Origin of the sequence: Pandoraea nosoerga (assembly GCF_902459585.1) — a bacterium.
GTDB lineage: Bacteria > Pseudomonadota > Gammaproteobacteria > Burkholderiales > Burkholderiaceae > Pandoraea > Pandoraea nosoerga.
On record NZ_CABPSC010000007.1, the window covers coordinates 169,954 to 196,355 of the forward strand.

Sequence of the window (26,402 nt, forward strand, 5' to 3'; positions counted from 1 at the left end):
TGATGGGCCAGCGAGGGTGTCCAGGCGAGCGGGGCTGCGGCGCGCCGGCGGAACCGGCGGCTTGCATCGCGCCGGGCATATCGTATGCTAGCGGCTCGTTCCGGTGCACGACACCCCCCGATCAGGACAAATACCATCGAGAACATGCCACGCTCCGTATCCTGGCACGCCGGGCAGGCTGGGCGCACCGAGCGCCCCAGCTACGTTCCCATGCCGCGCACGGCACCCAGCGTCGAGCGGCCCGTCGTTGCGCACCTGCGCACGCCGCCGCCCGACGCGCGCATCGAACCGCATCGCCACGAATGGGGGCAGCTCATTTGCCCGCAGCGCGGTGGTCTGCGCATCGTGGCGGGGGAAGCGAGCCTCGTCGCCCCCGTGTTTCGCGCCGCATGGATTCCGGCGGGCACGTGGCACGAGGTGGCCGTGCTGGGCGAGGCGCAGTTCTATGCCGTCTACATGCTGCCCGAAGTCTCGCCCTTGCCGGAGAATCGCTGCCTCGTGCTCGAAGTCTCGCCGCTGTTGCGCGACCTCACGGCGGCGCTGGCGAGCGGAATGCCCGTGTCGGACCCCCGCCACGAACTGGCCACGTCGCTGTTGCTCGAGGAGTTGCGTGTCGCGCCGCCGGCGTCGCTCGACCTGAAACGGCCCGACGACCGGCGCCTGCGGCATTTGTGCGATCGGTTGATGGAGCGTCCCGACGACGATCGCTCGCTCGCGCAATGGGCGGACGAAGTGGGTGCGTCCGAGCGCACGCTCGCGCGGCTCTTCAATACGGAGTTGGGAACGAGCTTCGGTGCGTGGCGCCAACAGGTGCGGCTCGCACGCGCTGTCGAGTGGATGGTGCGCGGCGTGCCCGTGGCGACGGTGGCCGAACGCCTCGGCTATGCGACGCCGGCGGCGTTCGCGGCGATGTTCCGCCGCGCGCTCGGCGTTTCGCCGCGCGAATTCACGCGCGAGGAAAGGGCGAAGTTATGACGGCACCGTCCCGTCCCTGGTTTCTCTACCTGCTGGAGTGCGCCGGCGGGCGCATTTACACCGGCATCACGGTCGACGTCGCGGCGCGCTACGCCGCTCACGCGGCGGGCAAGGGCGCGCGCTTCACACGCGCTCATCCGCCGTCGCGCCTCCTGCTCTCGCTCGCCTTCGCGGACCGCGCGGCGGCCTCGCGGGCCGAATATCGCGTCAAACGACTGACGGCCGCGCAAAAGCGCGGGCTCATCGCGGGCACGTTCGTGTGCGACTTTGGCGAGGACGGCACTGCCGACGCCGGCGGCGCCAGCGCCGGCAAGCCCGCCGGGTCGACCAAGTCCAGCGAGTCCTCCGAGAGCGCAGCCGCGCCCGCCGTGGAAAATGCCGCGGCCGGCTGATCCGGCACAGCAGAGAAAGCGCAACGGCGCGGCGGAGCATGGCGATGATGCCGTCGCCATCGCGACGGTTACGGTATCAGACGCGCCTGCCGGATCATCTTGCGCACGTCGCGCTGGATCGCGCCGAACTGCCCGCGAGACGGAATCGGCGACACCACGAGCGCCCAGCTGTCGCCGGGCACGGTCTTCTCCACCACGGTGTAATAGGTCGACTGCGTTCGGAAAAAGTCGGCGATGCCGTCGTGGCTGATCCGGTAGCTGCGCTCGCCGGCGCCGGCGAGCAGGAACACCCCGAGCGTGTAGTACACGTCGCGATCGGCGTTGATCGGCCCTGACTGCCTGTCGAGCAGCAGCGTGCGCAGCGTCTTCTCGGTGAGCAGCGTCGGGCGCCGCACGTCGAACACGCGCCATACCTTGAGCAGCGCGCCTGTCGACATCTGCCATCCCGCGAAGGGCGCCAGCAGCCGCCAGTTGTCGGGCAGCTTTGCGTCGGCCACGCCGAGCGGCGCGAAGATCTGCGTCTCGCAGAAGGTCTTGTAATCCTGCCCGGAGACGGCCTCGATCACCATGCCGAGCAGCAGATACGAGACGTTGGAGTAGACGAAATCGGATTTGCCTGTCGAGTGACCGGCGTCGCCTGCATCGAGATAGTTGAAGAAGTCGGCACCGCCGCCGACGCGCCGGATTGCCAGACCGCTGAACAAGCCGTTGACCGGATCGTTGAAGCCGTTGGTGGCAAGGCCCGCGCGGTGGGCGAGCAGCCGCCGCACGGTCAGGTCGCGCAGACTCGGGTCCAGCGGTTTGCCGTGCTGATTCGCGTAGGCCTCGAGCAGGTCGCCGAGCCGGGCGTCGAGCGAGAGCTGGCCGCGCTGCACGAGCAGGGCGATGCCGATGGCGGTGACCGACTTCGACAGGCTCGCCACCGGCAGCAACTGCTGCGCTTCGTCGCCTGCGGTGGCCGCTTCCAGCGCCGCGCCGCTGTCCGACTCGGTGCGCAGCCATACATGCGAGAGGTTGTAGCGCTCCTTGAGCTGCGCCACGCCTTGCGCGAGCGTGGCCTGACCGATCGGCACGGCGGGCGTGATCGGCGTGGCCGGGCCTGACGGCGGCATGGCGACGACGACGTTGGCCGTGCTGCTCACGGCGTTGGCCGAGGACGCCGGCGATGCGGCGGTCTGGGCGATCGAGCGGTTTGCTCCGGTCAGGGCGGCGATGCCGAGCAGGAGTGTCAGAACGCCACGCCGCAGCGGCGCGCCGGCGTTACCCAAAGCGCGCGCAACGGCATGCGAATTGCGTCGCAATGCGAACTGCGTGGTCAAACGTGCCCCTGCCGAACGGCTGTGCCGTGCGACGTTCATTATCAACTCCCCCCGCGCACATCGTTCGAGCCGCCAATCGACTCTCTTCGGAGTCAGAACGGTTCGGTGTGCGCACGTGCCGCTTCGCGGCAATCTCAAAACGATTCGAAGTTTAGGAAAACTTCAGCTAAGTGACAGTTAAAATCCCCGCATTTTACATTAAGTTGCATATATCGAAGCTCGTGGGCGATGCCCCGCCGTATGGTCGCCGAAGCGCCCATACGGCGGGGCCGGGCGGGCAGCGCCCTGCCGGAATGGCTCGTTTCGCGAGAAATCGCACCAAGACGCCGGCGGGATGCAGACGGCGTGCAGGCGGCTTGCGGAGTTGTCCGGTCAACCAGACGCGCGTCTGGCGCGTGAGATGGATTCCAGTGTGGGGTTCCCCTGCGGGGCTGCAGTGTGGGTCCCGCACCGACAAGACCTGTTACCTGTCGCGGTGTAAGCTATCTCACGAACAGGCTCCGACTCGCCCATAGGCCATGAGGCGGCGTCCCGAAGGTGGCGTCGTGCCGGCCGAAGGATCGACCGATACATGACTGAACCCTCTCGCGCGCGCCCGAGCCGGCCCGCCGACATTGCTTCTGCCGCGGCGCCGCCCGCCGGCGCCGCGCATCACGATGCCACGCGCACGGCGCAGCCCGACGCCCGGCCGCCGCTGCCGGCCGCCGTGCGCTGGCTGCGGCGCATCCCTTGGGGCGCGGCGCGGCCCTGGCTGATCGTTGCAGGCGTCGCCCTCCTTGGCCTCCTGGTCTTCGACGCGCTCCACCATATGCTGCGGCACGTGCACTACGACGATGTCGTCGGCGCGATCCACGGCACGCCCCTGAGTCGCCTCGTCCTTGCCATGCTGGCAACGCTTGCGAGCTACGCGGCGCTCACCGGTTACGACATCTCCGGGCTGCGCTTCGCCGGGGCGACGGTCAAACGCTCCACGGTCGTGCTGACGTCGTTCATCGCCTACGCCCTGGGCAATTCCGTCGGCCTTGGCGTGCTCACCGGCGGCACCGTGCGCATGCGCATGTACGCGGCCGCCGGCGTCGATGCGCCGAAGGTGGCACAGGCGGTCGCGTTCAACGCCGGCGCGTTCGGCCTGGGCATGATGGTTTTCGGCTCGCTGGGCATGTTATGGGGGGCGTCGCGCGTCTCGGCGCTGGTGCCGATACCGGGCTGGCTGCTGCAGACGTTCGCCGCGCTGCTGCTCGCGGGCGCCGCGGCGTTTCTCGCCTTGTGCGCGCGCAAGCGCAGCGTGACGCTGTTTGGCCGCTGGGCGATGCCGTTGCCGCCGCTGCGGCTGGCCGTGCGCCAGTTGTTCATCTCGGCGGCGGATCTGGGCATGGCGGCCGCGGCGCTGTGGTGCCTGTTGCCGGGCGGCGTGGTGGATCTGCCCACCTTCGTCGTGTTCTACGCGATCGCCATGGCGCTCGGCGTGCTGAGCCACGTGCCGGGCGGCGTTGGCGTGTTCGAGGCGGTGATCCTGCTCGCGACGAACGGCCACGCGCCCGTGAGCGAGGTGGCCGGGGCGCTGGTGCTCTATCGCGGCATCTATTACCTGCTGCCGCTGATGCTCGCGGCCTGTCTGCTGGCCGGCTTCGAGCTGCGCCAGGGGCCGGCCGCGCCGATCGGCCGCGCGGCGGTGCGGCTTTTCCCGGGCGTGCTGGCGGCGCTCACGCTCGTGGCGGGCGTGATGCTGCTGATCTCCGGCGTGACGCCCGCCACGCGCGACGCCGAAGATTTTCTGCGCCGCCACGTCCCGCTGTTTCTGGTGGAAGTCTCGCACCTGCTCGGCAGCGTGGCGGGCCTGGCGATGCTGTTCCTCGCGCGCGGCCTGCTGCACCGGCTCGATGCCGCGTGGTGGGGCTCGCTCGGCCTGACCGTGGTGGCGGCGGTGCTCGCGATCCCGAAGGGCATCGCGCTCTCCGAGTGCTTCGTGCTCGCCGTGCTGGCCACGCTGCTGCTGGTCTCGCGCAAGCAGTTCGACCGGCGCTCGTCACTCTTTACGCAGACGTTCGAGCCCGGCTGGATCATCGCGGTGCTCTCGGTGCTCGGCGCCTGTACGTGGCTGATGTTCATGTCGTACCGGCGCGTGGGCTACGCCAATCAGCTCTGGTGGCAGTTCACGTTCGACGGCGACGCGCCGCGTTCGATGCGCGCGCTGATGGTGGTTGCGGTGATCGGGCTCGGTCTGTCGCTGTGGCAGTTGCTGCGGCAGTCCGCCGGAGCGATGGTGCCGGTGAGCGAGGCGGACCTGGCGCGCGCGCACGAGGTCGTTCGCAAACAGCCTGCCGCCGACGCCTGTCTGGCGCTCATGGGCGACAAGAGCTTCCTGTTCTCGCCGTCGGGCAATGCTTTCATCATGTACGCGAAGCATCGCCGCTCGTGGGTGTCGCTGTCCGATCCCGTGGGCGACCAGAAGGAATGGCCCGAGTTGATCTGGCGCTTCATCGAACTGGCCGATGCGCACGGGGGGCGCGCCGCGTTCTACAAGACGCGCCCGCAGGCGTTGCCGCTCTATATCGACGCGGGCCTGCGCGCGTTCAAGCTCGGCGAAGAGGCATTCGTGAGCCTGCCGGACTTCAGCCTGCAAGGCGCGCGCCGTGCGAATCTGCGCCACGGCGTGGCGCGCGGCGAGCGCGAGGGGCTCACGCTCGAGATCGTGCCGGCGGCCCAGGTCGCGCCGCATCTGGCGGAAATGCGGCGGGTCTCCGACGCGTGGCTCGCACGCCAGCACACGCGGGAGAAGGGCTTCTCGCTCGGTGCGTTCACCGACGCCTACGTAACGCGTCAGCCCGTCGCGCTCGTGCGGCGCGAGGCGCGGCTCGTCGCGTTTGCCACACTGATGTGCCCCGAGGTGCAGCGCATCGAGGCGAGCGTCGATCTGATGCGTCAGGTGCCCGACGCGCCGCCCGGCACGATGGACTTTCTGTTCGCGAAGCTGATGCTGCACTTCCAGGAACAGGGCTACCAGCGCTTTGGCCTGGGCATGGCGCCGATGTCCGGCATGCAGACGCATCAGCTCGCGCCGCGCTGGCACCGCTTCGGCCGCATGATGTTCGCGCATGGCGCGCGCTTCTATAATTTCCGCGGCTTGCGCAGCTTCAAGGACAAATTCGATCCGCAATGGGAAACGCGTTACCTGATGACACCCGGCGGACTCGCGCCGATGCTCACGCTCGCCGACGTGGCGGCGCTCGTGGGCGGCGGCTGGAAAGGGATGATCACGAAATGACGGCACGCACGATGGCAACGGGCGGCGGGACAACGAGTTCGCATCACGCCGGCGCCGGGCGCGGCAGGCGGGCCTGGCGCCATGGGTGGCATTCGCAAGCGCGGGCGGGGCTCGCCGCGGCGGCGATCATGACGTTCGCGATGACGACGCCGGCCGCCACCGCGCAGACGGCCTCGCCGGCCGAGCAGCGCGCTTATGCACGCCAACCCGCACCCCAACCCGCACGCCAACCCGCACCCCAATCCGCGTCCCAACCCGCGCCCCAACCCGCGCCCCAACCCGCGCCCCAACCCGCGCCCCAACCCGCGCCCAAGCCCGTGCCCAAGTTCGCGCTCAAGCCCGCGCCCCAGGCGGGGCCCGCCGCGCAGCCGCCGGTCGCGGCCTCGAGTGTGCCGTCGCCCGTCATGCCGCAGGCGGCGGCCGCAGCAGCGGGCGCGGTGGCGTTTCGCGGCGCGGGCAATCGCGCGCCGGAAGTCATGACGCACGGCCGCTTCGAGAACGTCCCGATCTTCCGTCCGGAGGGCGAACCGAACGCGACGGTGCTCTTCTTCTCCGACGACACGGGCTGGACGCCCCGCGCCGAACGCATGGCGCGCGCATTGGCCGACACGGGGGCGCTCGTGGCGGGCATCGACACGGCGCGTCTGATGGCGAATTACACGAAGGACGACGTGGGCTGCGTGTACGCGGCCGGCGACCTCGACAACTTCGGCCGCTGGGTCGAGGCGGCCGTCAAGCTGCCGGGCTACACGCCGCCGATTCTCGTGGGCGACGGTGTAGGCGGCACGTTCGCCTACGCGATGCTCGCGCAGGCCGGCAACGAAACGTTCTCCGGCGCGCTGTCGGTGGACTTCTGCCCGGTGCTGCCGATGAGCAAGCCGCTGTGTCAGGGCGAGGGCGTGCATTTCGCACGCGGCATCACGCATACGGCGGGCGGCGCGCCGATGCGCCTGCTGCCCGCGCCCGTGATGAGCGCGCCGTGGCTCGCGATGGGCGGCCCGGTAGGCGGGCCAACGGGATCGACGGCGCGCGCGCCGCGTTGCCCGGACCACGTCGCGCAAGCGTTTGCCGCCCGCACGCCGAATTCGACGTGGCTTGTCGGCGGGCTCGCGGGAAGCCTTGGCGCGATGGACGCCTCGGGCATTGGCCCCGGGCCGACGCCGTCGGATGCGACGGCGCCGTCAGCCCCGTCAGCCCTGTCTGCCGCATCCGCCCCGCCTGCGGCGTCCGCCACCTCGACCGGCGCCCCGGCGTCGCCGGTGCTCGCCGACTGGCTCACGCAGTACAAGAACGCCTTTCGCCGCCTGAACGCGCACCACGTGGCGGGCACGGCGCGTCCGCCGGCGGCGGTGGCCGATCTGCCCGTCATCGAGGTGCCGGCCACCGGCAAGCCCACTGCGAAGATGGCCGACACGTTCGCGATCCTGTTCTCGGGCGACGGCGGCTGGGCGGGACTCGACCGTGATGTCGCCGGCGCACTCTCGGCGCATGGCATTCCGGTGGTCGGCGTCGATTCGCTGCGCTACTTCTGGTCGGCGCGCACACCGGCGTCCGGCGCCCTCGACGTCGAGCGTCTCATGCGTTTCTACCAGGCGCGCTGGAACCGCAAGCGCGTGATTCTGATCGGCTATTCGCAGGGCGCCGACGTGCTGCCGTTCATGGTCAACCGCCTGCCGCCGGTGGCGCGCGAACGTGTGGCGCTGCTCGTGCTCATGGGACTGGGGCAGAAGGCGGATTTCGAGTTCCGCATGACCAACTGGGTGATGTCGAGCCAGAACGGCTTGCCGATCCGCCCCGAGCTCGAGCGCCTGCCCGACGGGCTGGCGATGTGCGTCTACGGCGCCGACGAGGACGACAGCAACTGCCCGGGGCTCGATCCCAGGCGCGTGCAGCTCGTGAAGATGGCCGGCGGTCATCACTTCGACGGCAACTACGCCGGGCTTGCCGACGCCATTCTCCAGGCCGCCGCCAGACGCTGACACGGGCCGCCCCGCCGCCCCGCACCGCCCAAGCCGATGCCGGCCGCGCGCGGGCTTCGGCGCCTTTCCCGCAGCGTGTCCCGGCGCAGGTTCCGCCTTGTTTTCTTGCCTTGCCTTCCTTACGCACGCTCCGTACACTGCCGCGAGTTTTCCCAACGACCCGCCGCGCCCGAAGTGGCACAGCACGACACAACAAGGCGCAGCACGACGCAGCACGACGTAGCAACGACACACCTACAGGAGAAGATCGATATGGCAGAGGGTTATTTCCCGCAGTGGCGGCAGCAGGACACGGGGTCCGGCCGCGTGATCGCGCCCGATGAGCGCCTGCCCTGGCCGCAGACCATCGCCATGGGCGTGCAGCACGTGGTGGCCATGTTCGGCTCGACCGTGCTCGCCCCGCTGCTCATGGGCTTCGACCCGAACCTCGCGATCTTCATGTCGGGCATCGGCACGCTGCTCTTTTTCGTGCTCGTGGGCGGCCGGGTGCCGAGCTATCTCGGTTCGAGCTTCGCTTTCATCGGGCTCGTGATCTCGGTCACGGGGTACGCCGGCAGCGGTCCGAATATGAACATTCCGGTGGCGCTGGGCGGCATCATCGCCTGCGGTGTTGCCTACGCGATCATCGGCCTCATCGTGATGATGGTCGGCACGCGCTGGATCGAAGCGCTCATGCCGCCCGTGGTGACGGGCGCCGTGGTCGCCGTCATCGGCCTGAATCTCGCGCCGGTGGCGGTCAAGGGTGTCTCGGCCAGCAGCTTCGACACGTGGATGGCGCTCGCGACGGTGCTATGCGTGGGGCTCGTGGCGGTGTTCGCGCGCGGCATGGTGCAGCGTCTGCTGATTCTCGTGGGGCTGCTGCTCGCCTACGTACTGTACGCGGTGCTGACCAACGGCATGGGACTGGGCAAGCCCATCGACTTCTCGATCGTGGCCAATGCCGCATGGTTCGGCCTGCCGCATTTCGCGGCGCCGGTGTTCAAGGCCGAGGCGATGGTGCTGCTCGCGCCGATCGCCATCATCCTGGTGGCGGAGAACCTCGGTCACATCAAGGCCGTGAGCGCCATGACGGGCCAGAACCTCGACCGTTACATGGGCCGCGCTTTCCTCGGCGACGGGCTCGCGACCATCGTGTCGGGCGGCGTCGGCGGCACGGGCGTGACCACGTATGCCGAGAACATCGGCGTGATGGCCGTCACGAAAATCTATTCGACGCTGGTATTCGCCGTGGCTGCCGTCATCGCGCTGGTGCTCGGCTTCTCGCCCAAGTTCGGCGCGCTCATCCAGACGATCCCGGGCCCGGTGCTGGGCGGCGTGTCGATCGTCGTCTTCGGTCTGATCACGGTGGCCGGTGCGCGCATCTGGGTGCAGAACAAGGTGGACTTCTCGGATAACCGCAACCTGATCGTGGCGGCCGTCACGCTGGTGCTCGGCGCTGGCGACTTCACGCTGAAGTTCGGCAGCTTCTCGCTTGGCGGTATCGGCTGCGCCACCTTCGGCGCGATCATCCTGTACGCGCTGCTGCGCGGCCGCGAAAAGTCGACGCCCGCGGCGATGTAACGTCGCGCGTGCGACGTCTGTCCAGCCGGTACGGTCCGGCGCCCGGCGCGGCGATTACGCCGTGCCGTTTTTTTCGGTGGCGCCGCTGGCTTCTCCCGCGGCAAGATGTTCGAGCAGTTGGCGCGCATAGGCGGGCAGGGCGTCGCGCTCGCGCACGCAGAGGATGAGATTGCGCAGCGCCCAGGCGTCGGTGAGCGGCACCACGCCCAGGCCGAGCGCGCCGGCCGAGCGCCGGGCGGCGCTCAATGGCACGATGCCCGGCGCAGCGCCGGCCGCCACCGCCCGGCACAGGCTGTCGAAGTCGCGCAGCCGCAGCCGATAGCGCAGCGAGCGCCCGGCGCGTCGGGCGTGGCCGTCGAGATGCTCGGCGATCGCACTGTGCTCGGGCAGGCCGATGAACTCGCTGTCGAGCACATCGATGAACGCGACCTGCGCGCGTTCGGCCAGCGCATGACCGGGCGGCGTGACGATCACCAGCCGGTCCTGGCGAAACGGCACCGTCTCCAGCCCCGTCAATTCGATCCAGTCGGACACGACGCCGATATCCGCCGCGCCTTCGAGCACGGCCTGGACGACGGCCGGACTCGTCTGCTCGCGCAGCGCGATTTCCACGTTGGGGTGCTGGGCGAGGAAAGCGCCCAGCAGATCAGGCAGGAATTCCGACATGGCCACCGTATTGGACGCGATGCGCACGTTGCCCTTGAGGCCCGCGGCGTACTCGCCGAGTTCGCCGCGCATCTGGTCGACCTGCGCGAGCACGCGGCGCGCGTGGGCGAGCAGAGCCCGGCCGGCGGGCGTCGGCATGACGCCCTGGCGGTGCCGCATGAAGAGTGCGACGCCCAGCGTCTCCTCGAGTCCGCGAATGCGCGCGCTGGCCGAGGCCAGCGTCAGATGGGCGCGCTCGGCGCCGCCGGTGATGCTGCCGGCGTCGGCGACGAGCAGGCAAAGACGCAGATCGGTAAGGTCGAATCGCACGGGAAATGCCGCAGGCGGGCGTAGCGCGCAGAACGCAATGGCGCCAGTGTAGCGCGCGGACTGCGCACGCACTGTGTGCCGATTGCACGGCATGTGCGGCGATGCCCACTGACTTGGGAAAGGGCGCATGGTAAACTACGCGCTTTCAAGACACGGCCGTACCCGCGACGGCCTCGCCCGCCAAGCCGCTTGAATCGTTATTCGCCGGCGGGTCGTCTTGCCGGCGTCTTCCGGCGCGTCGCCCGCATGAGCGCGACGCCTGTCGCACGCCCGACGCGGGCATTCCATCAAGAACAAACAACATCTAACGCGCGGGGACACACATCGTGGAGTCCGCGCATTGGTCTTTATATGTCTTTTGAAACGCTCGGCCTGTCGGCCGACATCCTGCGGGCAGTCACTGAGCTTGGCTACACCCGTCCGACCCCGATTCAACGCCAAGCGATTCCGGCCGTCCTGCAAGGCGGCGATCTCCTCGCCGGCGCCCAGACCGGCACCGGCAAGACGGCGGGCTTCACGCTGCCGATCCTGCAAATGCTCTCCTCGCGTGCGCGCCCAGCAGCCGCCAACGGCAAGCGCGCCGTGCGCGCACTCGTGCTCACGCCCACGCGCGAGCTCGCCGCGCAGGTCGAGGAGAGCGTCACGCAGTACGGCAAGTACCTGCGCCTGAGTTCCATGACCGTGTTCGGCGGTGTGTCGATGGTGCCGCAGGTCAAGCAACTGGCGCGCGGCGTGGACATCCTCGTTGCCACGCCGGGTCGCCTGCTCGACCACATGCAGCAGAAGACCGTCGACCTGTCCCACGTCGAGATTCTCGTGCTCGACGAGGCGGACCGCATGCTCGACATGGGCTTCATTCGCGACATCCGCCGCGTGCTGGCGGCGCTGCCGGCGCAGCGTCAGAACCTGCTCTTCTCCGCCACGTTCTCCGACGAGATCAAGCAGCTCGCCGACAGCCTGCTCAAGTCGCCCGCGCTCATCGAAGTGGCGCGCCGCAATACCACCGCGGAGACGGTGGCGCAGAAGATCCACCCGGTCGATCGCGAGCGCAAGCGCGAACTGCTCGAACATCTCGTGCGCGAGCACAACTGGTTCCAGGTGCTCGTTTTCACGCGCACCAAGCACGGCGCGAACCGTCTGGCCGAGCAACTCACCAAGGGCGGCATTCCGGCACTCGCCATTCACGGCAACAAGAGCCAGGGAGCGCGCACGCGTGCGCTGGCCGAGTTCAAGAGCGGTACGCTGCAGGTGCTCGTGGCGACCGATATTGCCGCACGCGGCATCGATATCGACCAACTGCCCCATGTGGTCAACTTCGATCTGCCGGAAGTGGCCGAGGATTACGTGCACCGCATTGGCCGTACCGGCCGCGCGGGCGCCAACGGCGAGGCGGTGTCGCTCGTGTGCGTGGACGAGCATCAATTGCTCGCGCAGATCGAACGCTTGATCAAGCGCAGCATCGAGCGCGAAGTGATCCCGGGCTTCGAGCCGGATCCGAACGCCGTGCCGCAACCGATTCGCAAGAATCAGAACGGTGGGCGAGGCGCCGGCGGCGGCCGTGGCGCGCGCGCCGAAGCGCAGCCGCGCGCCCCGCGTGAAGGCGCTCGCGGCGGGCGTCAGGGCGCCGAACCCGGCGGGGTGCGGCGCGAGGGGGAGCGTGGCGGAGAACGGGGTGACCATCGCGAACGGCAGGACCCGAATGGCCGGAACGCACGGCGCGGCGGCAATGCCGGCAGCGGCGGGAACGCCACGATCAACGTCGGTAACGTCGGTAACGTCGGTAACATCGGTAACGTCGGTCACGTCGGCATCGGTGGACAGGGTGTCCGTCAGCAAGCGCCGAAGCGTGCGGGCGACGCACAGCGCACCGCGGCACGGGCCACGCCGGGCAACGGTGTCCCGCGCCAGGGCCGCGACGCACACAACGCATCACGCGGCCAGGGCGCCGGCGGGGGCGGTGAGCGCAGCGACTTCGGCCAGCGCGGTCCGCGCCCGGCACGTCGCGACGGCGCCGGTGGCGCCCTGCTGATGGGCAAGCCCAAGCGCGACTGAGCCTTCCCAGCGCCTGCGACGATGCGCGCCGGCGGCGTCTCGCGCATCGCGTTGCGCGCATGGCCAACCCGGCGAAGGGTGACGGGCCGACATCCCCCGTGGGCGAGCGGCGCAAAGTAAGTAAAATATTAAGCTTTCGCGCCCGGCGGTCCGGGCGCCGCCTTCCCGTTCTTCGAGGATTTCATGATCGCCCGTGTCACCCGGCTGTTCCCGTTGTGGGCTCTGCTGCTGTCCGTCTTCGCCTTTTTCTCGCCGGGCAGTTTCTCCGGCATCACACCGCACGTCACGGCGTTGCTCACCATCGTGATGTTCGCGATGGGCGTGACTCTCACCTTCGACGACTTCAAGCGCGTCTTCACGCGTCCCGCCCCCATCGTGGCGGGCGTGGTGCTGCACTATCTGGTCATGCCGCTCGCGGCGTGGATCATCGCGCGCGTGCTGCACATGCCGCCCGACCTGACAGCCGGCATGGTGCTGGTGGGCAGCGTGGCGAGCGGCACCGCGTCGAACGTCATGATCTACCTCGCGCGCGGCGACGTGGCGCTCTCGGTGACGATCAGCGCGATGTCCACGCTCGTGGGGGTGTTCGCCACGCCGCTGCTCACGCGGCTCTACGTCGATGCGTCGATCGCGGTGGACGTGGAGGGCATGCTGCTGTCCATTCTCCAGATCGTGGCGCTGCCGATCGGCGCGGGCCTGCTCATCAACCGCTATTGCGGCGGCGTGGTGCGCGCGCTAGAGCGCTATCTGCCGCTCGTCTCGATGATCGCCATCGTGCTGATCATCGGTGCGGTGGTCGGCGCGAATCAGGGCAATATCGCCACTGTCGGCCCCTTGGTGATGCTCGGCGTGGTGCTGCACAACGGCCTCGGGCTGCTTGGCGGCTACTGGGGGGGGCGCCTGCTCGGCTTCGACGAGTCGATTTGCCGCACGCTCGCCATCGAGGTGGGCATGCAGAATTCGGGGCTGGCTGCCACGTTGGGCAAGATTTACTTCACGCCGCTCGCGGCGTTGCCGGGAGCGCTGTTTTCGGTCTGGCACAACCTCTCGGGCTCGCTGCTCGCCGGCTACTGGCGCGGCCGTCCGACGGGCACGGCCAACGACGACCAGGCCGTGGCGACGCGCCCGACGCACTGACGTTTTCCTGCGCCGCGCCCCGGTGTGTGCGGCGCGCAACGGGTGGCCGCACCGTCATCGCGGCCATTTGCCTTTCTGTCTCTCATCGCCTACAACATCGATATACCGTTCGCGGCGGTGAGAGAATCCGCAGCGCGGCGCCCGTCCGTGCTCCCTTTCCCCCGCTCGCCCACAGGGCGTATTCCGACGTGGCCGACATGGTCAATCCCGGCAGCGATGCTTCGTGCGAGATGCGCGACGCCCTGTCTCGGCCCGGCGGTACGAGCGAGCGGTCTGGAGTCACCCAACAATGTTGAGAAAGAACCCGCGCGGGGACTACCCCGTGGTGCATGAAAGCGCGTTCATCGATCCGACGGCCATTCTATGCGGTCAGATCATCGTGGGCGAGAACGTCTTCATCGGACCCTATGCCGTGTTGCGGGCCGATGAGGTCGACGAGAACGGCAAGATGGAGCCGATCGTGATCGGCGCCAATTCCAATATTCAGGACGGGGTCGTGATCCATTCGAAAGACGGGGCACGCGTTAGCATCGGTGAGAACACGTCGATTGCGCATCGCTCCATCGTGCATGGACCGTGTGTCATCGGGAACAACGTCTTCATCGGCTTCAATTCGGTGCTGTTCAACTGCGTCGTGCATGACGGCGTGGTCGTGCGGCACAACAGCGTGGTCGAGGCACGGGACATCCCCGAGAACTTCTATATCCCGTCGACGACGCATATCAGCCGCGAGACCGATCTCGCGACCATCCCGAAGGTCACGGTCGACGCGCGCGAGTTCTCCGAGTCGGTGAGCCGTACCAACGTGGAGCTCGCACGCGCGTATCGCCGCATTCAGAACGAGTTCTGAGCGCGCTCGGCGCGCCGGCGAGCGTCGGTGAGCGTGGAGGCGATACAGTCAACGTTTTGCAGGAGTTCGTCATGGCTTTGAGCGTCAACGGTATTGTCATCGACGCACGCCGCGTCGCCGATGAAATCAACCGGCATCGAGACGTCGCCGATCCGGAAGCGGCGGCCAGGCGCGCGCTGGTCCGCAGCGAGTTGTTGCGCCAGCGCGTGCGCGACTTGCGATTGCTCGACGAAGCCGACGCCGCCAATGCGAGCGATGACGCGATCATCGACACGCTGTTCACGCGCGACGTGCAGGTGCGGCGTCCGACCGAAGCCGAATGCCGCGCCTATTTCCACGAGCACGCCGGACAGTTTCGTGTCGGCGACAAGGTGCAGGCGAGTCACATTCTGTTCGCGCTGTCGGCCGGGGTGCCGCTGTCCTCGACGCTCGAGCGCGCGCAGTCGGCGCTCGACGCGGTGCTCGCGGAGCCGGCATCGTTCGAGTCGGTGGCGGCGCGCATGTCGGACTGCCCTTCGGGGCGCCGCGGCGGCAGCCTCGGCATGCTCGCTCGCGGCAGCGGCGCGCCGGAGTTCGAACTCGTGCTGTTCTGCGGCGATCGGCTCGGCGTGGTGCCACGGCTCGTGAACACGCGCTACGGTTTTCACGTCGTGCGTATCGAGCGCCGCGTGAAGGGCCGCATGCCGCCGTTCGAGCGCGTGGCCGATCGCATCGCGGCACAGTTGTACCAGCAGGCGCGCGCGCGAGCCTTGCATCATTACGTGGCGCTGCTCGCGGATGCCGCGCAGATCAGCGGCGCCGGCGATAACGACAGGCCGGCGCGCGTGCAATAGCGGCGCCCGTTTCTTCATGGCCGCGACCGGTCGCGACGCGCCGCAGTGGCCCGGGCGTCAACCGACGGCAAGCTCGAGCGTGAACGTGTCGAGCGTGAACGAGCCGTCGGGCTGGATCTTGAAGTGGCGGCGAACGTCGTCGGCCATCGCGGCTTGCAGTGCACGGATGGCGACCTGCATCGGTTCGGGCGTGCGCATGCGGGTCGTCCACGTCCTGAAGTCGAGTTCCAGCGTGCGCGGCGTGAGCGAGACGACGCACAAGCCCGCGCCGGCGGCCATCGTCAGCCACTCTCCGAGCGAGTAGTCCCGAACGTGCGACGTGTCGCGCAGCACCTCGACGGCCTGCAGATACGTGTCGAAGAGCGGCTGTCCGGTGGAGGCGACGTCGCAGATCGCCACGCGCCCGCCCGGCCTGAGCACCCGACGCATCTCGCGCAGCGCGGCGCCCACGTCCGCCCAGTGATGTGCGCTGTAGCGGCTGAAGACGAGATCGAAGCTGGCGTCTTCGAACGGCAGCGACTCGGCCGCGCCCTGCTGCGTGACGATGTTCGCGAGTCCGCGCCGGGCCGCTTCGTCGGCCACGACACCGAGCATGTCGGGCGACAGGTCGTAAGCGACCACCCGCGCGACGTGCGGCGCCGCGAAGAAACTTACGTGGCCCGCGCCGCAGCCGAGGTCGAGCAGTTGCGCGGCAGGCCGCGTCTGCGCGAGGGCGGCGAGCTGCTCCAGATCGGCGCCCTGCGCATGGTTGGCACTCGTCAGATAGGCCGAGGCCTGCGGGCCGAATTGCCCGGTGACGACGGCGTTGTGGGACTGGGGCGCGTCGCCGGCGGCGGGCGAGGGGCGTTGAGATTCGCTCACGGAAAGTCTCCTTCGTGGGTGGGGCGGTTGCCGACGCCGGCGCCGCGCGCCAGGGGGCTTGTGCGGCATCGACGAGTGTCACGATAATGGCTCGTCGATACCGGTACAAGTTACGCGTTTATCCTGGTATGAAAACTACCCCTATGCCGCCAACCCGCCCGGGGCCCCGGGACGATCCATCGCCGGACGAAGCACGCGGCGCCGCGAGCCAGCGCCGTGCGCTCGGCGACTTCCTGCGTGCGCATCGCGAGCGCCTCACGCCGGCCGCGGTCGGCTTGCCGCCGATCGGGCGCCGTCGCACACCCGGCCTGCGGCGCGAGGAAGTGGCGCAGTTGTGCGGCCTGTCGGCAACCTGGTACACGTGGATCGAGCAGGCGCGCGAGGTGTCGATCTCGGCGGGCGCGCTGGCGGCCGTGGCGGGCGCGTTGCGGCTCTCGCGCGCGGAACGCGCGTATCTGTTCGACCTCGCGGGCCGGCGCGATCCGGAGCGCGGCGCCGAACCCTTGCCGCATCACGCGGCGGCACAGGTGCAGGCCGCCGTGGCGGCGGTGGCCGCACCGGCCTATGCGCTCGACCGGTGCTGGGACGTGCTCGCATGGAACGATGCGGCGGCCGACGTCTTTCGCGGCTGGCTCGACGCGCCGGGCGCGAAGAATCTGATGCGCTACATCTTCCTCGATGCGGGCGCACGTGCGTTGATTCAGGATTGGGACAGCCGCGCGCGGCGCGTGGTCGCGGAGTTTCGCGCCGAATGCAGTGCATACCTCGACGACACGCCCGTGCGTGCGCTCACCGACGCGCTGCAGCGCGAGAGCCGCGTTTTCGCCGCGCTGTGGTCGCAGCAGGACGTGGTGGAGCGTGAAGGCGGGCGACGGGGCTTTCATCATCCCGTGCGCGGCGACATCGATTTCGCGCAGGTCACGTTCCGCCTGTCCGGCCATGACGACGTCAAGCTCGTGATGCTGCTGCCGTAATCGATACGCCGTCGCCGGGAGTCTCAGGCGGCAGAGCGCAGCCAGCTCGCGAGCAAGGCGCCGCTGGCCATGCCGAGCAGCGTCATGGCGAGCGAGCCGCCGACATGCGTGAGGACGATCAGCGACGCCCAGCCGAGCTGCCCCTCGCGCAGCAGCCCGGTCACTTCGGCGGAGAACGTGGAGAACGTGGTGAGGCCGCCCAGGAAGCCGGTGATGATGAACAGACGCCACTCGACCGGCAGCGACGGTACTTGGCTGAAGACGGCCACGGCGACGCCGATGAGATAGCCGCCGCCGAGGTTGGCGGCGAGGGTGCCCAGCGGCAGCGTGGGCAGTATTGCGTTGAACTGTACGCTGAGCACCCAGCGCAGCAGCGCGCCGAGCGCGGCGCCGAGGCTGATGGCGACGACCGAACCGATCATGGGCGACTCTCCTCGCGGATCGCACGGGTAGTGAAAGGGGGGCGGACGAAAAAACGGCCAGCCTTTTCAGGCCGGCCGAGGTCTTCTCTCACGCGAATACTGCCACGGATCTCAGTCTTTCGGAAAGGCCGTGGCGCCGCCGTGCGCGCCCGACCATTCGGCCGGCGCGTGCAGGAATTTCTCGACTTCGTCGAGCGTCTTCGTGTCGAAGTGGTTCTGCTGCTTGGCAACGCGCAGCACGTCCCACCATGTGGCCAGCGAGTGCAGTTGCACGTCGATGTCCTTGAGCACCTGGCGGCTCTCCGGGAAGATGTCGTAGTGGAAGATCACGAACACGTGATTGACCTTCGCACCGGCTTCGCGCAGCGCCTTGCAGAAATTGATCTTGCTGCGGCCGTCGGTCGTCAGGTCCTCGACGAGCAGTACCCGCGAGCCTTCCGGCAAATCCCCTTCGATCTGCGCGTTGCGGCCGAAACCCTTCGGCTTCTTGCGCACGTACTGCATCGGCAGCATCAGCTTGTCGGCGATCCAGGCCGCGAACGGAATGCCCGCGGTCTCGCCGCCGGCCACCGTGTCGAACTGCTCGCAGCCGACGTCCTGGATGATGACGGCCTCGGCGAAGTCCATCAGCGTGCGGCGCACGCGCGGATACGAGATGAGCTTGCGGCAGTCGGTGTAGACCGGGCTGGCCCAGCCCGAGGTGAAGATGTACGGCTTCTCGGCGTTGAAATGCACCGCGCCCACTTCGAGCAGGATCTTGGCGGTGATGTCGGAAATCGCCTGGCGGTCGATGCCAATCATGATGCGGTTCCTTTGCTTGGCTGCCCGCCGCGCGGCGTACAGCCAGGAGTCATGGGACAGTCGGCGCGACGCCGCGGCGCGGGTGCGCCACGGCAGAACGGCCGATCAGGGCGGCCGGTCGGTGCGGTGCTGCGGCGACAGCCCGGCGCTTGAACGCGAATTATGCCACAACTTTGAGCAGATGCACGGGCAATTATGCACTAAGCGTATATTTTTGCTCGGCAAAATACGCACAGAGTGACCGCACGGCGCATATGAAGGTCGGTCGCCGACAGATGAGTCCAAAAAAAGAGACAGTTGCCGAGCCTTTATGACAGGCATACACTCACGCCGAATTTCAGCCCCCGTCGGACGTGCTCATGCCTAACGATTCCTCGCCCTCGCTTGCCGCCACACCGGTCGCCGGTGTACCGCCGCAAGACAACGCTTACGCGAACCGTGCCCTGTGGGCCTCGGCCATCGGCTATGCCATGGACGGTTTCGATCTGTTGATCCTCGGCTTCATCTTGCCGGCCATCGCGGCCGATCTGGCGCTCACGAGCGCACAGTCCGGCGCGCTCGTGACGTGGACGCTCGTCGGCGCGGTCGTGGGCGGCATCGTCTTCGGCATGCTCTCCGATCGCTACGGCCGCGTGCGCGTGTTGTCGTGGACGATCCTGGTGTTCGCGGTGTTTACGGGCATGTGCGCGCTCGCACAGGGCTACTGGGATTTGCTCGCGTACCGCACGATCGCCGGCATCGGGCTGGGCGGGGAGTTCGGCATCGGCATGGCGCTGGCGGCCGAAGCCTGTGCACCGGAGCGCCGTGCCCGGGCGTCGTCGTTCGTGGGGCTCGGCTGGCAGGCGGGCGTGCTCGCCGCCGCGTTGCTCACGCCGCTGCTGCTGCCGGTCATCGGCTGGCGCGGCATGTTCGCCGTCGGTCTGCTGCCGGCCGTGGTGTCGTTCGTCATGCGCCGCGCGCTCGGCGAGCCGGAAATGTTTCTCGCACAGCAAAAGCTGCCGCGCGAACACGCGCCGCTCAAGCTGCTGGTCAAGGACTGCGCGAGCACGCGTGCGAGTCTGGGCGTGGCGATCCTGTGCTCGGTGCAGAACTTCGGCTACTACGGGCTGATGATCTGGATGCCGTCGTACCTGTCGAAGACGTTCGGGTACTCGCTCACCAAGTCGGCCATGTGGACGGCGGTGACGGTGCTCGGCATGGCGTTCGGCATCTGGCTGTTCGGGCGCCTGGCCGATCGCATCGGCCGCCGTCCCACCTTCATCGCCTACCAGATCGGCGCCGTCGTGATGGTGTTCGTCTACGCACAGTTGCAGTCGCAGTTCGCGCTGCTCGTCGGCGGCGCGGTCATGGGACTCTTCGTGAACGGCATGATCGGCGGGTACGGCGCGCTCATCTCCGAGCTGTATCCGACGGCGGCACGGGCCACCGCGCAAAACGTGCTGTTCAACATCGGCCGGGCCGTTGGCGGCTTCGGCCCGCTCACCGTGGGCGCGCTTGCCGCGGCGTACTCGTTCAAGCTCGCGCTCGTCTTCCTCGCCGGCATCTACGTGCTCGACATTCTCGCCACGCTGTTCCTGATTCCGGAGCGCCGCGGCCAGGCACTGGAATAAGCGCGAGCCCGCGCCGCGCGGGCCGCCGGGCGGTGCGAGCGCATGCGCGCCCGGCGGCGCATGCGGCATCAAGCTTCTGGCGCAGGGTGTACACTTTGCGTCCTGCGGTGCGTCCGGCGCACCGCAAGCCCCACGGCCCCCCGCGCGAGAGCGCGGCATATCGGGCCGGGGAAGCGTCGGTCATCACGCCGCCGCGCCGCGAAGAACCCCGTCGGCGACACAATCGCCGAATCCCCCCGGAAGGCTTCTTCCCCGCCGTGATCCCGTCAAAAGACGGCCGAGTCGAAATGCTGCCCGCACGCTGCCTGCGTGCGGCACGGACTGGCCGTCGCCCTGTCCTTAGGTATCGAGATATGGATGAACAACTGAAGCAAAGCGCCCTGGCGTACCACGAGAATCCGCGTCCGGGCAAAATCTCGGTGACGCCGACCAAGCCGCTGTCGAACCAGATCGATCTGTCGCTGGCCTACTCGCCGGGCGTGGCATATGCCTGCGAGGCCATCGCCGAAGATCCGCTCGCCGCGAACCGCTATACGTCGCGCAGCAACCTCGTCGGTGTGATCACGAACGGCACGGCCGTGCTGGGCCTGGGCAACATCGGCCCGCTCGCCGCCAAGCCGGTGATGGAAGGCAAGGGCTGTCTGTTCAAGAAGTTCGCCGGCATCGACGTGTTCGACATCGAACTCGCCGAGCACGACCCGGACAAGCTCGTCGAGGCGATCGCCATGCTCGAGCCGACGCTCGGCGGCATCAACCTGGAAGACATCAAGGCGCCCGAGTGCTTCTACATCGAGAAGAAGCTGCGCGAGCGCATGAAGATTCCCGTCTTCCACGACGATCAGCACGGCACCGCCATCATTGCCTCGGCCGCCATCCTCAACGGCCTGAAGGTCGTGGGCAAGGACATCGCCAAGGTCAAGCTCGTGTGCTCGGGCGCTGGCGCCGCCGCGATCGCGTGTCTGGACCTGCTCGTGAACCTCGGCCTGAAGAAGGAGAACATCCTCGTTCTCGATTCGAAGGGCGTGATCCATGCGGGGCGTGACAAGCTCGACGACAGCAAGGCCCGCTACGCCGTGACGACCGACGCCCGCACGCTGGCCGACGCCTCGAACGGCGCCGACGTGTTCCTCGGCTGCTCGACCGCCGGCGTGCTCACCGCCGACATGGTCAAGACGATGGGACCGCGCCCGCTGATTCTGGCGCTGGCCAACCCGGAGCCGGAAATTCGCCCGGAAGTCGCCAAGGCGGCGCGCCCGGACTGCATCATCGCGACGGGCCGTTCGGACTATCCGAACCAGGTCAACAACGTGCTGTGCTTCCCGTTCATCTTCCGCGGCGCGCTCGATGTCGGCGCGACCACCATCACCGAGGAGATGAAGCTCGCCACCGTGCGCGCCATCGCCGAGCTTGCGCAGGAAGAGGAGCAGAGCGAAGAGGTCGCGCGCGCCTATGAAGGCCAGTCGCTCGAGTTCGGTCCGGAATACATTATTCCGAAGCCGTTCGATCCGCGCCTGATCATCAAGATCGCGCCGGCCGTGGCGCAAGCCGCGATGGATTCGGGCGTGGCCACGCGCCCGATCCAGGACATGGACGCCTATCGCGAGCAACTCGGCACGACCGTGTATCGCACGGGCTTCATCATGCGCCCGGTGTTCGCCGCCGCGCGTGCGCGCTTCGGCAACGATGCCGCACGCATCGTGTTCGCCGAAGGCGAAGACGAGCGCGTGCTGCGCGCCGCGCAGTTCGTGCTCGCCGAGCGTATTGCCAAGCCGATCATCATCGGCCGTCCGGCGGTGGTCGAGATGCGGCTGCAGAAGATCGGCTCCAGGCTCAAGCCCGGGGTCGACTTCGAAATCGTCAATCCGGAAGACGACTCGCGCTATCAACGTTGCTGGCAGGAGTATCACAACCTCGGTGCGCGCCACGGCGTGACGCCGGAAGTCGCCAAGGCGGCCATGCGCAAGGACAACACGCTCATCGGCGCGATTCTCGTGCGCCTGGGCGAAGCCGACGGCATGATCTGCGGCATGATCGATACGTACCACCGTCACCTCGACGTGGTCGATCAGGTGCTTGGCCGCGCCGCCGGTGTCGAAAACTACGCCGCCATGAACCTGTTGATGCTCGAGAAGCGCAATCTGTTCATCAGCGACACCTACGTGAACGAGACGCCGAGCGCGGAGCAGCTCGCGGAGATGACGGTGCTGGCCGCGAAGGAAATCGAGCGCTTCGGCATTGCCCCGAAGGTGGCGCTGCTCTCGAATTCGAACTTCGGCAGCGTGAAGTCGGCATCGGCGCAGCGCATGGCGCGTGCGGCCGCGCTGCTGGCCGAGCGTGCGCCGGAGCTGGAAGTCGATGGCGAAATGCACGGCGACGCCGCGCTGTCCGAAGCGGTGCGTCGCGCGGCTTATCCGGCCTCGCGTCTGTCGGGCGAAGCGAACCTGCTCGTCATGCCGAACGTGGAAGCCGCGAACATCACGTACAACCTGCTCAAGATGACGGGCGGCGAAGGCGTGACGGTCGGCCCGTTCCTGCTGGGCTGCGCCAAGCCGGTTCACATTCTCACCCCGGCCGCGACCGTGCGCCGGATCATCAACATGACGGCGGTGGCCGCCGCCAACGTCAGCCGCTGAGGTTCCGTGTGCGAAGCCGCCGGCCGACGGGCCGGCGTCGCGGTGACGGCGAAGTGACGGCGAAGTGACGGCGACGCGAAAGAAAAAACCCGCCAGCGCGTGAGCGTCTGGCGGGTTTTTTCCATGACATGCGGCGTTCAGCGCCCGCGTTCGGTGTCCAGGGTCGCGCGCAGCGTCATGCCGCGGCGCGATGCGAGCCGCCCTCGCGCCACTGCGCGAGCAGCTTCGTCCACTTGATGCGCGTGGCGGCCAGGTTCTGCTCCTTCACGTGACCGTAGCCGCGAATTTCCTGCGGCAACTCGGCCAGTTGCACGGCAAGCGACAGGTTGTGCTCGTTCAAACCCGTCACCAGTTCATTGACGAGTGCTTCGTACTCGCCGATCAGCGCACGCTCGGTACGCCGCTCGTGCGTGCGGCCGAAGATGTCGAACGCCCCGCCGCGCAAACCCTTGAGCTTCGCCAGCACGCGAAACGCCTTCATCATCCACGGACCGTAGGCCTTCTTGACGAGATGCCCCTTGTCGTCGCGCCCGGCGAGCGAGGGCGGTGCGAGATGGAAGCGCAGCGTGAAGTCGCCTTCGAACTGCTCGCCGAGCTTCTTCATGAACGCCGGGTCCGTATACAGACGCGCGACTTCGTACTCGTCCTTGTACGCCATGAGCTTGTAGAGCGCCCGCGCGACCGCCTCGGTGAGCGGCATCTGGGCGCCTTCCTGCGTGAGCGGCGTTTCGGCGGCGCGCACGCGATCGACCGTGTGCTTGAAGCGCTCGGCGTAAGCGCGATCCTGGTACGCCACGAGCTGGTCGTAGCGGCGCTGGATCAGCGTGTCGAGCGCCCGCGGCGTGTGCAGCGTAATGAGCTTGCCACCGGTCGCGGACGTCTCGGGCGCTTCGTTTTGCGCCGCGAGCCTGCGCACGCTGGCCAGATCGTGCGCGGCCCGACGGCCCCACTCGAACGCCTGCTTGTTCTTCTCGATCGACACGCCGTTCAGTTCGATCGCACGCGTGAGCGCGGCGTGCGAGAGCGGCACCCAGCCCTTCTGCCAGGCGTAGCCGAGCACGAACGGGTTGGTATAGATGGTGTCGCCGAGCAGGCGCAGCGCGAGGTGATTCGCATCGACGAAGTCGACGTTCTCGCCGGCTGCCGCGCGGATGTCGTTCTCCGTGCTCGAACCGGGGAAACGCCAGTTCGGGTTGCGGATGAACTCCGCCGTCGGCGTGTGGGCGCTGTTGACCACGATGTTCGTCACGCCATGCTGCACGCGCGAGAGCGTGTCGTCGCTCGCCGTGGTGATGGCATCGCAGCCGATCACCACGCGCGCGTCGCCCATGGCGATGCGCGTGGCATGAATGTCTTCGGGCTGCAGCGCAATCTGCACGTGGCTCGTGACCGCGCCGCCTTTTTGCGCGAGGCCGGTCACGTCCAGCGTCGTCACGCCCTTGTTCTCGAGGTGTGCGGCCATGCCCAGCAGCCCGCCGATCGTCACCACGCCGGTGCCGCCCACGCCCGTGACGAGAATGCCGTAAGGACGCGTGATGGCAGGTAGTGCCGGCTCCGGCAGCGGCGGCAGATCGCTGCTGTCGACCTGCGCGGTCTTCGGCTTGCGCAACTGACCGCCTTCGACCGTCACGAAGCTCGGGCAGAAGCCGTTCAGGCACGAGAAGTCCTTGTTGCACGTCGATTGGTTGATCTGGCGTTTCGTGCCGAACTCCGTCTCGAGCGGCTCGACCGACAGGCAGTTCGACTTTACCGAGCAGTCGCCGCAGCCTTCGCAGACGGCCTCGTTGATGACGACGCGCCTGGCCGGATCGGGATAGGCGCCGCGCTTGCGGCGGCGGCGCTTTTCGGTGGCGCACGTCTGGTCGTAGACCAGGATCGTGGTGCCCTTGACCAGCCGGAGCTCGCGCTGCACGCGATCGAGTTCGTTGCGGTGATAGACAGGCACGTCGCCCACGAGCTTCACGCCTTCGTACTTCTGCGGCTCGTCGGTCACGATGACGATCTTCGCCGCCCCTTCGGCCGCAACCTGCGCCACGATCTGCGGCACGGTGAGCGTGCCGTCGACGGGCTGGCCGCCGGTCATGGCGACCGCGTCGTTGTACAGAATCTTGTAGGTGATGTTGACGTTGGCCGAGATCGCCGCACGGATGGCGAGCAGGCCCGAGTGGAAATACGTGCCGTCGCCGAGATTCGCGAAGATGTGCTCGTCGGCGGAGAACGGCGCCTGGCCGATCCAGGGCACGCCTTCACCGCCCATTTGCGAGAAGGTGTCGGTGCGGCGATCCATCCACACCGTCATGTAGTGACAGCCAATGCCGGCGATCGCGCGCGAGCCTTCGGGTACGTTGGTCGACGTGTTGTGCGGGCAGCCCGAACAGAACCACGGCTTGCGCTCGGCGGCCACGCGCGGTTTGGCGAGCGCCTGTTCCTTGGCGTCGATCACGCGCAGGCGCGCGGCGATGCGCTCGCGCACGTCGCTCGGCAATTCGAACTTTTCCAGGCGCGTGGCGATGGCCTTGGCGATCAGCGCCGGCGAGAGCTCGTAGTGCGCGGGCAGCAGCCAGTTGGCCATGGGCACCGACCATTCGCCGCCGGCGCCGTCCTTTTCGTCGAACTTGCCGTACACGCGCGGGCGCACGTCCTCGCGCCAGTTGTAGAGCTCTTCCTTGATCGCGTATTCGAGAATCTGGCGCTTTTCCTCGACCACCAGAATTTCCTGAAGACCCTGTGCGAACGCGCGCGCACCCTGCGCTTCGAGCGGCCAGACGCAGCCCACCTTGTACAGACGGATGCCGATGCGCTGGCAGGTGGCTTCGTCGAGCCCGAGGTCGGCGAGCGCCTGACACACGTCGAGGTAGGCCTTGCCGCCAGTCATGATGCCGAAGCGCGCGTGGGGCGAGTCGATCATCACGCGATCGAGCTTGTTGGCGCGCACGTAGGCGAGGCCGGCGTACCACTTGTAGTCGAGCAGACGCGCTTCCTGCACCAGCGGCGGGTCGGGCCAGCGGATGTTGAGGCCGTCGGGAGGCATGACGAAGTCGTCCGGCAAGCGGATGTCGACGTTGTGCGGATCGATCATTACCGAGGCCGACGATTCGACCACGTCCGTCACGCACTTCATCGCGACCCACAGACCGGAATAGCGGCTCATCGCCCAGCCGTGCAGGCCGTAGTCGAGATACTCCTGCACGTTCGACGGATACAGCACCGGAATGCCGGCCGCCTTGAAGACGTGTTCCGACTGGTGCGCGAGCGTGGAGGACTTGGCGGCGTGGTCGTCGCCGGCGAGCACGAGCACACCGCCGTGCTTCGACGAGCCGGCCGAGTTGGCGTGCTTGAGCACGTCCATCGAGCGGTCGACGCCCGGGCCCTTGCCGTACCACATGGCGAACACGCCGTCGAACTTGGCGGGATACAGGTTGACTTGCTGCGAGCCCCACACGGCGGTGGCGGCGAGGTCTTCGTTCAGGCCCGGCTGGAAGACGATGTTATGGCCGGCGAGGTGCTGCTTGGCCTTCCACAGCGAGAGATCCAGGCCGCCCAGCGGCGAGCCGCGATAGCCCGAAATGAAACCCGCGGTGTTCAGTCCGGCGGCGGCGTCGCGCGCCTGCTGCAGCATCGGTAGTCGAACCAGTGCCTGAATGCCGCTCATGTAAGCGCGGCCGCGCTCGAGCGTGTACTTGTCGTCGAGCGTGACCGACTCCAGCGCGGCCAGCAAGCTCGGATTGACGGGGGCGTTCATGGGGTGTGCTCCTCACTCTCAC

18 protein-coding genes are annotated in these 26,402 nt (G+C 68.0%); 12 read left to right on the top strand and 6 right to left on the bottom strand.

All coding sequences use genetic code 11. The features are described 5' to 3' along the window. The first annotated feature begins 144 nt into the window (after nucleotides 1-144). Together PNO31109_RS11225 and PNO31109_RS22355 are read left to right on the top strand one after the other, a co-directional pair. Nucleotides 145-975 carry an AraC family transcriptional regulator gene (locus tag PNO31109_RS11225; RefSeq protein ID WP_150555601.1) on the top strand — a complete coding sequence of 277 codons (831 nt, stop codon included), beginning with the start codon at nucleotides 145-147 and terminating at the stop codon, nucleotides 973-975. Continuing rightward, nucleotides 972-1,367 carry a GIY-YIG nuclease family protein gene (locus PNO31109_RS22355; RefSeq protein WP_150555602.1) on the top strand — a complete coding sequence of 132 codons (396 nt, stop codon included), beginning with the start codon at nucleotides 972-974 and terminating at the stop codon, nucleotides 1,365-1,367. The genes PNO31109_RS11225 and PNO31109_RS22355 overlap by 4 nt, the downstream gene beginning before the upstream one ends. A gap of 68 nt (nucleotides 1,368-1,435) precedes the next feature. Here the strand turns inward: PNO31109_RS22355 and PNO31109_RS11235 are convergent, their stop codons facing one another. After that, nucleotides 1,436-2,725: a serine hydrolase domain-containing protein gene (locus tag PNO31109_RS11235; protein WP_150555603.1), complete on the bottom strand. Its 1,290-nt coding sequence runs from the start codon at nucleotides 2,723-2,725 to the stop codon at nucleotides 1,436-1,438. 532 nt (nucleotides 2,726-3,257) lie between these two features. Here PNO31109_RS11235 and mprF point away from each other — a divergent pair. The 3 genes from mprF to PNO31109_RS11255 all read left to right on the top strand — a co-directional run bounded on the left by mprF (nucleotide 3,258) and on the right by PNO31109_RS11255 (nucleotide 9,490). Next, a complete protein-coding gene (gene mprF, locus PNO31109_RS11240) occupies nucleotides 3,258-5,951 on the top strand; it encodes a bifunctional lysylphosphatidylglycerol flippase/synthetase MprF (RefSeq protein WP_150555604.1) in 2,694 nt (897 codons plus the stop codon). A gap of 128 nt (nucleotides 5,952-6,079) precedes the next feature. Further along, nucleotides 6,080-7,930 carry an AcvB/VirJ family lysyl-phosphatidylglycerol hydrolase gene (locus PNO31109_RS11250; RefSeq protein WP_244958159.1) on the top strand — a complete coding sequence of 617 codons (1,851 nt, stop codon included), beginning with the start codon at nucleotides 6,080-6,082 and terminating at the stop codon, nucleotides 7,928-7,930. Nucleotides 7,931-8,182: 252 nt separating this feature from the next. Further along, the gene (locus tag PNO31109_RS11255; protein WP_150555605.1) at nucleotides 8,183-9,490 is read left to right on the top strand and encodes a solute carrier family 23 protein; all 1,308 of its coding nucleotides are present in this window, start codon (nucleotides 8,183-8,185) and stop codon (nucleotides 9,488-9,490) included. A 54-nt stretch (nucleotides 9,491-9,544) separates the two neighbouring features. Here the strand turns inward: PNO31109_RS11255 and PNO31109_RS11260 are convergent, their stop codons facing one another. Continuing rightward, nucleotides 9,545-10,465, bottom strand: a complete 921-nt coding sequence (locus PNO31109_RS11260) for a LysR family transcriptional regulator (RefSeq protein WP_150555606.1) — start codon at nucleotides 10,463-10,465, stop codon at nucleotides 9,545-9,547. A gap of 351 nt (nucleotides 10,466-10,816) precedes the next feature. On the opposite strand from PNO31109_RS11260, the gene PNO31109_RS11265 reads away from it, so the two are divergent. The 4 genes from PNO31109_RS11265 (at nucleotide 10,817) to PNO31109_RS11280 (ending at nucleotide 15,337) form a co-directional block, all read left to right on the top strand. Continuing rightward, the gene (locus PNO31109_RS11265) at nucleotides 10,817-12,517 is read left to right on the top strand and encodes a DEAD/DEAH box helicase (RefSeq protein WP_150555607.1); all 1,701 of its coding nucleotides are present in this window, start codon (nucleotides 10,817-10,819) and stop codon (nucleotides 12,515-12,517) included. A 183-nt stretch (nucleotides 12,518-12,700) separates the two neighbouring features. Further along, nucleotides 12,701-13,654 carry a ketopantoate/pantoate/pantothenate transporter PanS gene (gene panS / locus PNO31109_RS11270; protein WP_150555608.1) on the top strand — a complete coding sequence of 318 codons (954 nt, stop codon included), beginning with the start codon at nucleotides 12,701-12,703 and terminating at the stop codon, nucleotides 13,652-13,654. A 289-nt stretch (nucleotides 13,655-13,943) separates the two neighbouring features. Next, nucleotides 13,944-14,504, top strand: coding sequence for a DapH/DapD/GlmU-related protein (locus PNO31109_RS11275; protein WP_150555609.1), 561 nt, complete (start codon nucleotides 13,944-13,946; stop codon nucleotides 14,502-14,504). 71 nt (nucleotides 14,505-14,575) lie between these two features. Next, on the top strand, nucleotides 14,576-15,337 hold the full coding sequence (locus PNO31109_RS11280; RefSeq protein WP_150555610.1) for a peptidylprolyl isomerase: 762 nt from the start codon (nucleotides 14,576-14,578) through the stop codon (nucleotides 15,335-15,337). Between the two features lie 57 nt (nucleotides 15,338-15,394). Here PNO31109_RS11280 and PNO31109_RS11285 read toward each other — a convergent pair whose 3' ends face one another. Next, the gene (locus PNO31109_RS11285; protein ID WP_244958160.1) at nucleotides 15,395-16,198 is read right to left on the bottom strand and encodes a class I SAM-dependent methyltransferase; all 804 of its coding nucleotides are present in this window, start codon (nucleotides 16,196-16,198) and stop codon (nucleotides 15,395-15,397) included. 128 nt (nucleotides 16,199-16,326) lie between these two features. On the opposite strand from PNO31109_RS11285, the gene PNO31109_RS11290 reads away from it, so the two are divergent. Continuing rightward, nucleotides 16,327-17,172 carry a helix-turn-helix transcriptional regulator gene (locus PNO31109_RS11290; protein ID WP_241013754.1) on the top strand — a complete coding sequence of 282 codons (846 nt, stop codon included), beginning with the start codon at nucleotides 16,327-16,329 and terminating at the stop codon, nucleotides 17,170-17,172. 23 nt (nucleotides 17,173-17,195) lie between these two features. On the opposite strand, the gene crcB is transcribed toward PNO31109_RS11290, so the two are convergent. Together crcB and PNO31109_RS11300 are read right to left on the bottom strand one after the other, a co-directional pair. After that, a complete protein-coding gene (gene crcB / locus PNO31109_RS11295; protein WP_150555612.1) occupies nucleotides 17,196-17,594 on the bottom strand; it encodes a fluoride efflux transporter CrcB in 399 nt (132 codons plus the stop codon). A gap of 111 nt (nucleotides 17,595-17,705) precedes the next feature. Next, the gene (locus tag PNO31109_RS11300) at nucleotides 17,706-18,395 is read right to left on the bottom strand and encodes an orotate phosphoribosyltransferase (protein WP_145864722.1); all 690 of its coding nucleotides are present in this window, start codon (nucleotides 18,393-18,395) and stop codon (nucleotides 17,706-17,708) included. Nucleotides 18,396-18,754: 359 nt separating this feature from the next. On the opposite strand from PNO31109_RS11300, the gene PNO31109_RS11305 reads away from it, so the two are divergent. Next, the gene (locus PNO31109_RS11305; RefSeq protein WP_150555613.1) at nucleotides 18,755-20,005 is read left to right on the top strand and encodes an MFS transporter; all 1,251 of its coding nucleotides are present in this window, start codon (nucleotides 18,755-18,757) and stop codon (nucleotides 20,003-20,005) included. A 353-nt stretch (nucleotides 20,006-20,358) separates the two neighbouring features. Further along, complete coding sequence (locus PNO31109_RS11310) at nucleotides 20,359-22,638, top strand: NADP-dependent malic enzyme (protein WP_150555614.1); 2,280 nt, start codon at nucleotides 20,359-20,361, stop codon at nucleotides 22,636-22,638. Nucleotides 22,639-22,813: 175 nt separating this feature from the next. Here PNO31109_RS11310 and PNO31109_RS11315 read toward each other — a convergent pair whose 3' ends face one another. Further along, on the bottom strand, nucleotides 22,814-26,380 hold the full coding sequence (locus PNO31109_RS11315) for an indolepyruvate ferredoxin oxidoreductase family protein (protein ID WP_150555615.1): 3,567 nt from the start codon (nucleotides 26,378-26,380) through the stop codon (nucleotides 22,814-22,816). Between the last annotated feature and the right edge of the window lie 22 nt (nucleotides 26,381-26,402).

Bases quoted from the DNA above. Each gene is read 5' to 3' on its own strand.
- PNO31109_RS11225 (WP_150555601.1), top strand. From the start codon at position 145: ATGCCACGCTCCGTATCCTGGCACGCCGGGCAGGCTGGGCGCACCGAG.
- PNO31109_RS22355 (WP_150555602.1), top strand. From the start codon at position 972: ATGACGGCACCGTCCCGTCCCTGGTTTCTCTACCTGCTGGAGTGCGCC.
- PNO31109_RS11235 (WP_150555603.1), bottom strand. From the start codon at position 2,725: ATGAACGTCGCACGGCACAGCCGTTCGGCAGGGGCACGTTTGACCACG.
- mprF (WP_150555604.1), top strand. From the start codon at position 3,258: ATGACTGAACCCTCTCGCGCGCGCCCGAGCCGGCCCGCCGACATTGCT.
- PNO31109_RS11250 (WP_244958159.1), top strand. From the start codon at position 6,080: ATGACGTTCGCGATGACGACGCCGGCCGCCACCGCGCAGACGGCCTCG.
- PNO31109_RS11255 (WP_150555605.1), top strand. From the start codon at position 8,183: ATGGCAGAGGGTTATTTCCCGCAGTGGCGGCAGCAGGACACGGGGTCC.
- PNO31109_RS11265 (WP_150555607.1), top strand. From the start codon at position 10,817: ATGTCTTTTGAAACGCTCGGCCTGTCGGCCGACATCCTGCGGGCAGTC.
- panS (WP_150555608.1), top strand. From the start codon at position 12,701: ATGATCGCCCGTGTCACCCGGCTGTTCCCGTTGTGGGCTCTGCTGCTG.
- PNO31109_RS11275 (WP_150555609.1), top strand. From the start codon at position 13,944: ATGTTGAGAAAGAACCCGCGCGGGGACTACCCCGTGGTGCATGAAAGC.
- PNO31109_RS11280 (WP_150555610.1), top strand. From the start codon at position 14,576: ATGGCTTTGAGCGTCAACGGTATTGTCATCGACGCACGCCGCGTCGCC.
- PNO31109_RS11290 (WP_241013754.1), top strand. From the start codon at position 16,327: ATGAAAACTACCCCTATGCCGCCAACCCGCCCGGGGCCCCGGGACGAT.
- crcB (WP_150555612.1), bottom strand. From the start codon at position 17,594: ATGATCGGTTCGGTCGTCGCCATCAGCCTCGGCGCCGCGCTCGGCGCG.
- PNO31109_RS11300 (WP_145864722.1), bottom strand. From the start codon at position 18,395: ATGATTGGCATCGACCGCCAGGCGATTTCCGACATCACCGCCAAGATC.
- PNO31109_RS11305 (WP_150555613.1), top strand. From the start codon at position 18,755: ATGCCTAACGATTCCTCGCCCTCGCTTGCCGCCACACCGGTCGCCGGT.
- PNO31109_RS11310 (WP_150555614.1), top strand. From the start codon at position 20,359: ATGGATGAACAACTGAAGCAAAGCGCCCTGGCGTACCACGAGAATCCG.
- PNO31109_RS11315 (WP_150555615.1), bottom strand. From the start codon at position 26,380: ATGAACGCCCCCGTCAATCCGAGCTTGCTGGCCGCGCTGGAGTCGGTC.